General features: G+C 41.0%; 7 protein-coding genes and 1 pseudogene. 6 read left to right on the plus strand and 2 right to left on the minus strand.

What is annotated here, in order from left to right; all coding sequences use genetic code 11:
* Nucleotides 1-19 precede the first annotated feature (19 nt).
* A complete protein-coding gene (locus AC1M9A_RS13690) occupies nucleotides 20-1441 on the plus strand; it encodes an amino acid permease (protein ID WP_092768649.1) in 1422 nt (473 codons plus the stop codon).
* Nucleotides 1442-1494: 53 nt separating this feature from the next.
* Here AC1M9A_RS13690 and AC1M9A_RS13695 read toward each other — a convergent pair whose 3' ends face one another.
* Entirely contained in the window at nucleotides 1495-1947 is a 453-nt protein-coding gene (locus AC1M9A_RS13695; protein ID WP_481588043.1) for a CopD family protein, read from the minus strand.
* Between the two features lie 28 nt (nucleotides 1948-1975).
* Nucleotides 1976-3205 (minus strand): beta-ketoacyl synthase N-terminal-like domain-containing protein, encoded by a 1230-nt coding sequence (locus AC1M9A_RS13700; protein ID WP_035268310.1) that lies wholly within the window; start codon nucleotides 3203-3205, stop codon nucleotides 1976-1978.
* Nucleotides 3206-3480: 275 nt separating this feature from the next.
* Between AC1M9A_RS13700 and AC1M9A_RS13705 the strand changes: the two genes are divergently transcribed.
* The 5 genes and pseudogenes from AC1M9A_RS13705 to AC1M9A_RS13725 form a co-directional block, all read left to right on the plus strand.
* The gene (locus AC1M9A_RS13705; protein ID WP_481592389.1) at nucleotides 3481-4908 is read left to right on the plus strand and encodes an EcsC family protein; all 1428 of its coding nucleotides are present in this window, start codon (nucleotides 3481-3483) and stop codon (nucleotides 4906-4908) included.
* A gap of 171 nt (nucleotides 4909-5079) precedes the next feature.
* Entirely contained in the window at nucleotides 5080-5454 is a 375-nt protein-coding gene (gene rpsL, locus AC1M9A_RS13710; RefSeq protein ID WP_004648013.1) for a 30S ribosomal protein S12, read from the plus strand.
* Between the two features lie 180 nt (nucleotides 5455-5634).
* Nucleotides 5635-6105, plus strand: a complete 471-nt coding sequence (gene rpsG / locus AC1M9A_RS13715) for a 30S ribosomal protein S7 (RefSeq protein ID WP_004648014.1) — start codon at nucleotides 5635-5637, stop codon at nucleotides 6103-6105.
* Nucleotides 6106-6236: 131 nt separating this feature from the next.
* The gene (fusA, locus tag AC1M9A_RS13720; protein WP_035268315.1) at nucleotides 6237-8372 is read left to right on the plus strand and encodes an elongation factor G; all 2136 of its coding nucleotides are present in this window, start codon (nucleotides 6237-6239) and stop codon (nucleotides 8370-8372) included.
* Between the two features lie 92 nt (nucleotides 8373-8464).
* Nucleotides 8465-8544 (plus strand): annotated as a pseudogene (locus AC1M9A_RS13725) (hypothetical protein); the annotation flags it as partial.

Here is an 8544-nt window from a genome sequence, read left to right on the forward strand (position 1 = left end):
TGTAAAAGGATGTTGAATAATGACAACCACAAATATTGATGAACAATCATCTCCCAATGAATTACAGCGTAAGCTTTCAAATCGACATTTACAACTCATCGCCATCGGTGGAGCGATTGGTACAGGGTTGTTTATGGGCTCAGGAAAAACGATTTCACTTGCAGGACCTTCAATCATCATCATTTATATGATTATTGGTGCCATGTTTTTTTTCTTGATGCGTGCCCTTGGTGAAATTCTTTTATCTAATCTGCACTACAAATCATTTATTGATATGGCACATGATCTCATTGGACCAGGTGCAGGGTATTATATTGGTTGGTCCTATTGGCTGGGATGGATTTTGGTCGGTATTGCTGATTTAGCAGCAATTATCAATTATCTCAGTTTTTGGTTACCTCCAGATCAAATGTTTACCCCAATGGGGCAAGCAGCGATTAGTGCAGGATGTGTCTTATTCATACTCGCAATTAACTTAGTCACTGTAAAACTTTTTGGTGAAATTGAGTTTTGGTTTGCATTAATCAAAATTCTAGCCATTATTGGATTGATCTTGGTGGGTGCCTTCATGGTGTTTACGAGTTTTCAGTCACCAAGTGGTGCTGTTGCAAGCTTCAGTAACATTTGGTCTCATGGTGGAATGTTCCCGAAAGGAACCATGGGCTTTTTGGCAGGCTTTCAAATCGCAATGTTTGCCTTTGTTGGTGTAGAGTTACTCGGGACGATGGCTGCGGAAACCAAAGATCCTGAAAAAAATTTACCAAAAGCGGTTAATGCTATTCCGACACGTATTATTATTTTCTATGTGCTTTCGTTGATCATGATTATGTCTGTGACACCTTGGATCAATATCCCAGCAGATCAAAGTCCATTTGTCACATTATTCTTATTTGCGGGTATTGGTTCAGCTGCTGTGATTATGAACCTAGTGGTTTTGTCTTCTGTGATGTCTTCCATGAACAGTGGTGTCTTTTCTACCAGTCGAATGTTATTTGGATTGGCCCGTGACGGCCAAGCCCCTCAAAAGCTAGCAGAACTTTCAAGTCGTGCCGTACCTGCTAAGGGATTAATCTTTTCATGTACATTTATTATGGCCGGTGCAGCATTTCAGTATTTTGTGCCAAATACGATGGAAGCTTTTACATTAGCAAGTTCGCTGTGTGTGATTCTTTTCATTAGTATTTGGGCGATTATCATGGTGTGCTATATACGCTACCGTAAATTGCGACCTGAGCTACATGAAAAGTCGAATTTTAAAATGCCGGGTGGAGTGGCAATGTCATACGTTGTATTGGCATTTTTGCTATTTGCATTAATCATTTTAAGTTTAGAGCCAGACACGCTTAAAGCTTTGATGATTAGCCCAATCTGGTTGATTCTGTTAGCTGTAACATACCGTGTTCTTTATAAACCACGTATGCGTAAGCGTAACCATAATTAATTTTTAGAGAAAGAAAAAACCTCCACGAATGGAGGTTTTTTTATATTCTTTAGTTAGAATGTAGGTTTGACCACAACTAAAATTACAACTGCGAATAAGATCAATGTGGGCATTTCGTTGAAATAGCGCCAGAACTTATGACTTTTATAGTGTGCATTATCAATGAGTTTTTTACGGTAATATCCACACACTAGGTGGTATATGACCAGTAATCCGACTAAACCAACTTTTAAATAAAACCATAAAGCTTCATGATAATGTCGAGTTGCATCACCCCAGTCCACTAAAAAATGTGCAGTGATCAATGTTGCGATCATCGCAGGCCACATAATGCCACGATAAAGCTTACGTTCCATGACTTCAAAGCGTTGATGACTTATGGCATCGTCACTCATCGCATGATAAACATAAAGCCGTGGTAGATAGAACAAAGCAGCGAACCAACATACCACAGCAATAATATGTAATGCTTTTACCCATAGGAAAGCATCTGAAGGAGCATCCATCTAATCACCCATTATGGGCGGAATTAAATTAGCCTTCCCATTTCTTGAAAATGAGGCAGGCATTTACGCCGCCGAAACCAAAACTGTTACTCATTACAGTATTCAGTTTTGTATCGCGTTTTTCAAGTACGATATCAAATGGTTTTGCACCTTCATCAAGCTCAGTAACGTTGATATTTGGTGCAATAAAGTCATTCTGCATCATGAGAATAGAGTAAATCGCTTCTTGTACACCTGCAGCGCCTAAGCTATGACCTGTCATAGATTTTGTTGAACTTAAAGGTGGTACTTGACCTTCACCGAATGCGCGTTCCATTGCTTTCAATTCAGTCACATCCCCAGCTGGTGTAGATGTGCCGTGTGTATTTACATAATCAATTTTTTCAACACCATGCTGTTTTGCTTCATCAAGTGCCATCAAGATGCAACGTGTTGCACCTTCACCTGATGGTGCGACCATATCAGCACCATCAGAGTTGGCTGCATATGCAACGACTTCAGCAAGAATATTTGCACCGCGCGCTTGAGCATGCTCAAGAGATTCAAGTACCACGAAACCACCGCCGCCAGCAATGACAAAACCATCACGATCAGCAGAGTAAGGGCGAGAAGCGGTTTCTGGTGAGTCATTATATTTTGAGCATAAAGCACCCATTGCATCAAATAATAGACTTTGTGACCAATGGTCTTCTTCACCACCACCAGCGAGCATTAGATCCTGTTTGCCAAGTTGAATCAGGTTGTATGCGTAACCAATGGCATCAGCTGAGGTTGCACAAGCACTTGTAATAGAGTGAGCGATACCTTGTAATTTGAATGCCACACCAACGTTAGCTGTAATAGTATTTGACATATTGCGTGGAACAAAGAAAGGGCCAATTTTACGTGCGCCTTTCTCTTCAAGAAGTTCAATCATTTCAGCGACAGAAGCTGTAGAGTTGCCGCCTGAACCACCCGCAATACCATAACGAGGATTGCCCGCAAGATCTTCAGCGGTTAGACCCGCATTTTCAACCGCAGCGACTGCAGCGTTATAGGCATACATCGCACATACACCCATAAAGCGTTTCAGTTTACGGTCAATACCGTCAAAATTTTGTTCTGCTGCAGCACTAACATGACTTTTAAAATTAAGTTCAGCATAAGTTGGGTTAAAACGTGTGCCTGAAATACCATTTTGTAAGGCATGATTTACATCTTCTAATGTATTACCAATGCATGAGTTAATGCCCATACCAGTGATTACAACACGTTTCATTTACAATTCCCTATTATGGTGAAGTCATTTTATGGAAAAATTCACATCGATGATTTGATTGGATGTAAAAGTCCATAAGATCTTGTCAAAAATTCGTATCATGATATCAGAATCTATTTTAAATTCTTATGGCAAATCAATATCGCAGCGTTAAAATGCTTATTGGCAGATATGTTCACTATATTGCAACCGAATAAAACACGATAAAGTTGAGATAACTCTTGACTGCGCATAGAATTTTAAACATAAGTGATAAATGCGAAGGAGGGTTGTAAATGGCAAATTCTAATAATAAGCAATCTAGCGGACTGGTATTAAAAGCATTTGGAGTGGCTAAAAAGCTCAGTGCTACTGGATTTGAACTGGCACAACATGTTGCACCAGGATCAATTGCGAAATTGACGCAACAACCTGATCCACAAAAAATTATTGACATAACTTTAGATGAGAGAAAAATGACTGAACAAAAAAAGTACGAAACCCCTCAACAATTATTTCGTGATCATGTCCCTCAAGTTTCTCAAAAAATTTTTGGTCGTCATTACAGTAAATTAAATAATGTTGCTTCTTTTATCTCTCCGGACTTAAACAACAAAGTTGCAGATTATTTTTTTGATAAATTGAATGATTTTGTTTCTGAGTTAAGTTCAGTTGAGCATGTATTAAAGGAAGTTGGTGCAAAAAGCTTGGATGAACTTAAATCAAGCCCTGATCGTGCGAATCGTATCGGTGAAGCATTAGCCAATCAAAATAAGTTGATTGCAGCGGTTCAGGGGGCAGTGTCTGGTGCGACAGGCGTAGTTGGTACGGCCATCGATATTCCTTTCTCGTTGGCATTTACGTTGCGTAGTATTTACCAAGAAGGGCGCGCGCACGGTTTTGAACTTAATCATCGTCAAGAGCAAGAGATCGTTGAGTATGTATTCAAACAAGTCGATTTAGGTGTTATTGCGGAAAAGCAAACACTTTTAGTGGCATTAAGAACAGTCGCAAATTTATTGGAAACACAAGATACTCATCAGCTACAAACCCTATTGGGCTCTAGTAACGACTTCACGGCTTTAAAAAATTGGCTGAGTAATCCTGAAGGTGGTTATAAATGGAATTGGTTGAATCAGATTCCTCAAATTTCAATTTTATCTAAATTAGCACCTGTGGCTGGTGCTGGTATTGGTGCAGTATATAGCTGGCGTTTGGTGGAAGAGGCTCATACTAAAGCTAGAGCTGTTTTTTCAGGAGCACAGAAGTACATTCTCCAACATCCAGATGAGCAGGTATCTGTTCAGGAGGCCTTTGAGCGCGGTACAGAATTATTAAAGCAATCTTCACTCGCATTGAATTCCGCAGTGTCAATCAATAATGAGTTAGTGGTTGAGGTTGAAGAGTTTGCAAAAAAACTTGAAGGAGAAGAGTCTATTCAAGTTGATGAGTCTGCAGTTCATAATGATTCAATTTCAGCAATTAAAATTGAAGCAAAATCTACCGAGTCTGAAAAAGAAGAAGTGGTCAGTGTTGAGGATGGTCTTAAGGCCTTAGCTGAAAAACATGTGGAATCGGCTTCTAATGAAAGTGTTCAAGACGCTGATAAAGACCAGCCTCAAGGCGAACCTATTGTGCAGGTAAAAGCGCCCCCTAAGCGTCGTAATTCAAAAAAGAAAGACGAAGCAGCAAACTCACTACCTACGTCACAGAAAAAACAATAAATTTAGTTATGAATGGTTGATCAAATCATTCTGAAAATTTCGTTGTAAGCACACAATGGTCAATATTTGATGTCATGTTGAATGTTGACCATTTTTACTTCTTGGCTTACAATTGCATGCCCTCAAAAAGTAGTATTTTTTGGGGCTTTTTATTAACGGGAGAATTGCCACATGGCAACAACAAATCAGTTGATCCGTAAGGGTCGTACGACTTTGATTGAAAAATCAAAAGTTCCTGCGTTGAAGGCTTGTCCACAACGTCGTGGTGTTTGTACACGTGTTTACACAACTACACCTAAAAAACCTAACTCAGCAATGCGTAAAGTTTGCCGTGTTCGCTTAACTTCAGGTTTTGAAGTATCTAGCTATATCGGTGGTGAAGGCCATAACCTACAAGAGCACAGTGTTGTTCTTATCCGTGGTGGTCGTGTTAAAGACTTACCAGGTGTACGTTACCATACCGTTCGTGGTTCTTTAGACTGTGCTGGTGTTAAAGATCGTAACCAGTCTCGTTCTAAATACGGTACTAAGCGTCCTAAGAAATAATCTAACTAGATCATTTTCTTAAACGTATAGAACTGCAATCCTTTATCGTCTCGCTTGTCTGATTTCTGCATTTAATTTTGTGAAATTCAAGCGACGTGTAGTAAGGCCAGCGAATAGTACATGACACTTTGTACTGCTGCTGGATAAACCTGAAGTGTCATATTTATAGGTAGTATTAAAATGCCAAGACGTCGCGTAGTCGCTGCTCGTGAAATCCTTCCGGATCCTAAGTTCGGCAGCCAAACAATCGCTAAGTTCATGAACCACGTAATGCAAGATGGTAAAAAATCTATTGCTGAAAGTATCGTTTACGGTGCTTTAGACCGCGTTCAAGAAAAATCTAAAGTAGACCCAGTTGAATTTTTCGAGACTACTCTTGAAAAAGTTCGTCCTATGGTCGAAGTAAAAGCACGCCGTGTTGGTGGTGCTACATACCAAGTTCCTATGGAAGTACGCCCATCCCGTCGTACTGCTTTAGCGATGCGTTGGTTAGTAGATGCTGCTGCTAAGCGTTCTGAAAAAACTATGGCGTTACGCCTTGCTGGTGAGTTGCTTGACGCAGCTGAAGGTAAAGGTTCAGCGATCAAGAAACGTGAAGATGTGCATCGTATGGCTGAAGCCAACAAAGCCTTCTCTCACTACCGTTTCTAAGCGGATAAAACAGCCCCTATTCAGGAGGGTGGTAAGTCGGGTTTCACTGATTTGTCATCGAATCGCTTTAAGCTGCTCAGCAGCTTAAAGCGTCCTGTTTTAAACAACAAAATTTAGGAATGCAAGAAATCATGGCTCGTCAAACCCCAATTTCTCGTTACCGTAACATTGGTATCTCAGCACACATTGATGCTGGTAAAACAACGACTTCTGAACGTATTTTGTTCTACACAGGTGAGAGCCACAAACTAGGTGAAACTCACGAAGGTTCAGCAACAACTGACTGGATGGAACAAGAGCAAGAACGTGGTATTACTATTACTTCAGCAGCAGTAACTTGCTTCTGGAAAGGTATGGGTAACCAGTTCGAACAACACCGTATTAACGTAATTGACACACCGGGACACGTTGACTTCACGATCGAAGTTGAGCGTTCTATGCGTGTTCTTGACGGCGCGTGCATGGTTTACTGTGCTGTAGGTGGTGTACAACCTCAGTCAGAAACTGTATGGCGTCAAGCAAATAAATATAAAGTACCTCGTATTGCGTTCGTTAACAAAATGGACCGTACTGGTGCAAACTTCTTCCGTGCTGTTGAACAAGTAAAAACACGTCTTGGTGGTAATCCAGTGCCAATCGTGATTCCTGTTGGCGCAGAAGAAAACTTCCAAGGTGTAGTAGACCTTATCGAAATGAAAGCGATTATCTGGGATGAAGCATCTCAAGGTATGAAGTTTGAATACGGTGAAATTCCTGCTGACCTTGTTGAGCTTGCTCAAGAATGGCGTACGAACATGGTTGAAGCTGCTGCAGAAGCATCAGAAGAACTCATGGATAAGTACCTAGAAGAAGGTGATTTGACTAAAGAAGAAATCATCGGTGGTCTTCGTGCACGTACATTGTTGAATGAAATTCAACCAATGCTTTGTGGTTCAGCGTTCAAAAACAAAGGTGTTCAACGTATGTTGGATGCTGTTATTGAATTCTTACCAGCACCTACTGACGTTGAAGCAATTAAAGGTATCTTAGACGACAAAGATGAGACAGAAGGTTCTCGTGAAGCGTCTGATGAGGCACCGTTTGCTGCGCTTGCGTTCAAAATTATGAACGACAAATTCGTTGGTAACTTGACATTCGTTCGTGTTTACTCAGGTGTTCTAAAAGCTGGTAGTGCAGTTTATAACCCTGTTAAATCTAAACGTGAACGTGTTGGTCGTATTGTACAGATGCACGCTAATGACCGTCATGACATCGAAGAAATTCGTGCGGGCGATATCGCGGCATGTGTAGGTCTTAAAGATACGACTACAGGTGATACACTTTGTGATGAAAACAACGTGATCACATTGGAGCGTATGGAATTCCCAGAGCCAGTAATTGCACTTGCAGTTGAACCTAAAACTAAAGCTGACCAAGAAAAAATGTCAGTTGCTTTGGGCCGCTTGGCGAAAGAAGATCCATCATTCCGCGTTCGTACTGATGAAGAATCTGGTCAGACTATTATTGCTGGTATGGGTGAGCTTCACCTTGACATCATCGTTGACCGTATGAAGCGTGAATTCGGTGTTGAAGCGAACATTGGTAAACCAATGGTTGCTTACCGCGAAACGATTAAAAAATCTGTTGAGCAAGAAGGTAAGTTTGTTCGTCAAACTGGTGGTAAAGGTAAATTCGGTCACGTATATGTACGTTTAGAGCCAATGGATCCTGAAGCTGGTAAAGACTACGAGTTCGCTGAAGAAGTTGTTGGTGGTGTTGTACCTAAAGAATTCTTTGGTGCTGTAGACAAAGGTATTCAAGAACGTATGAAGAATGGTGTCCTAGCTGGTTACCCAGTTGTTGGCATCAAAGCGACATTGTTCGATGGTTCTTACCATGATGTCGACTCTGACGAATTATCGTTCAAAATGGCGGGTTCTTACGCATTCCGTGATGGTTTCATGAAAGCAGATCCTGTTCTTCTTGAACCTATCATGAAAGTTGAAGTAGAAACTCCAGAAGACTACATGGGCGATATCATGGGTGACTTAAACCGTCGTCGTGGTATGGTTCAAGGTATGGACGATTTACCTGGCGGTACTAAAGCAATCCGTGCTGAAGTTCCACTTTCTGAGATGTTCGGTTACGCAACACACATGCGTTCTATGTCTCAAGGTCGTGCGACTTACTCTATGGAATTTGCTAAATATGCTGAAACTCCACGTAACGTGGCTGAAGGCATCATTGCTAAGTTCCAAGCTGGTGGTAAAAAAGGTGACGACGAGTAATCTTTCGATTACTATAAGCCCAACTAATTCATAGTTTAAAACCAAGTGCTCATGGAGTGATCCTCCATGAGTAGTTTAAAAAGGAAGATCTCATGGCTAAGGCTAAGTTTGAACGTAATAAGCCACACGTTAACGTGGGCACAATCGGTCACGTTGACCATGGTAAAACAAC

Source organism: Acinetobacter sp. ANC_7634 (genome assembly GCF_056779875.1).

Excerpts from the sequence above, each read along its gene's own strand:
- AC1M9A_RS13695 (WP_481588043.1), bottom strand. The coding sequence starts at position 1,947 with ATGGATGCTCCTTCAGATGCTTTCCTATGGGTAAAAGCATTACATATT.
- AC1M9A_RS13705 (WP_481592389.1), top strand. The coding sequence starts at position 3,481 with ATGGCAAATTCTAATAATAAGCAATCTAGCGGACTGGTATTAAAAGCA.
- AC1M9A_RS13690 (WP_092768649.1), top strand. The coding sequence starts at position 20 with ATGACAACCACAAATATTGATGAACAATCATCTCCCAATGAATTACAG.
- AC1M9A_RS13700 (WP_035268310.1), bottom strand. The coding sequence starts at position 3,205 with ATGAAACGTGTTGTAATCACTGGTATGGGCATTAACTCATGCATTGGT.
- fusA (WP_035268315.1), top strand. The coding sequence starts at position 6,237 with ATGGCTCGTCAAACCCCAATTTCTCGTTACCGTAACATTGGTATCTCA.
- rpsL (WP_004648013.1), top strand. The coding sequence starts at position 5,080 with ATGGCAACAACAAATCAGTTGATCCGTAAGGGTCGTACGACTTTGATT.
- rpsG (WP_004648014.1), top strand. The coding sequence starts at position 5,635 with ATGCCAAGACGTCGCGTAGTCGCTGCTCGTGAAATCCTTCCGGATCCT.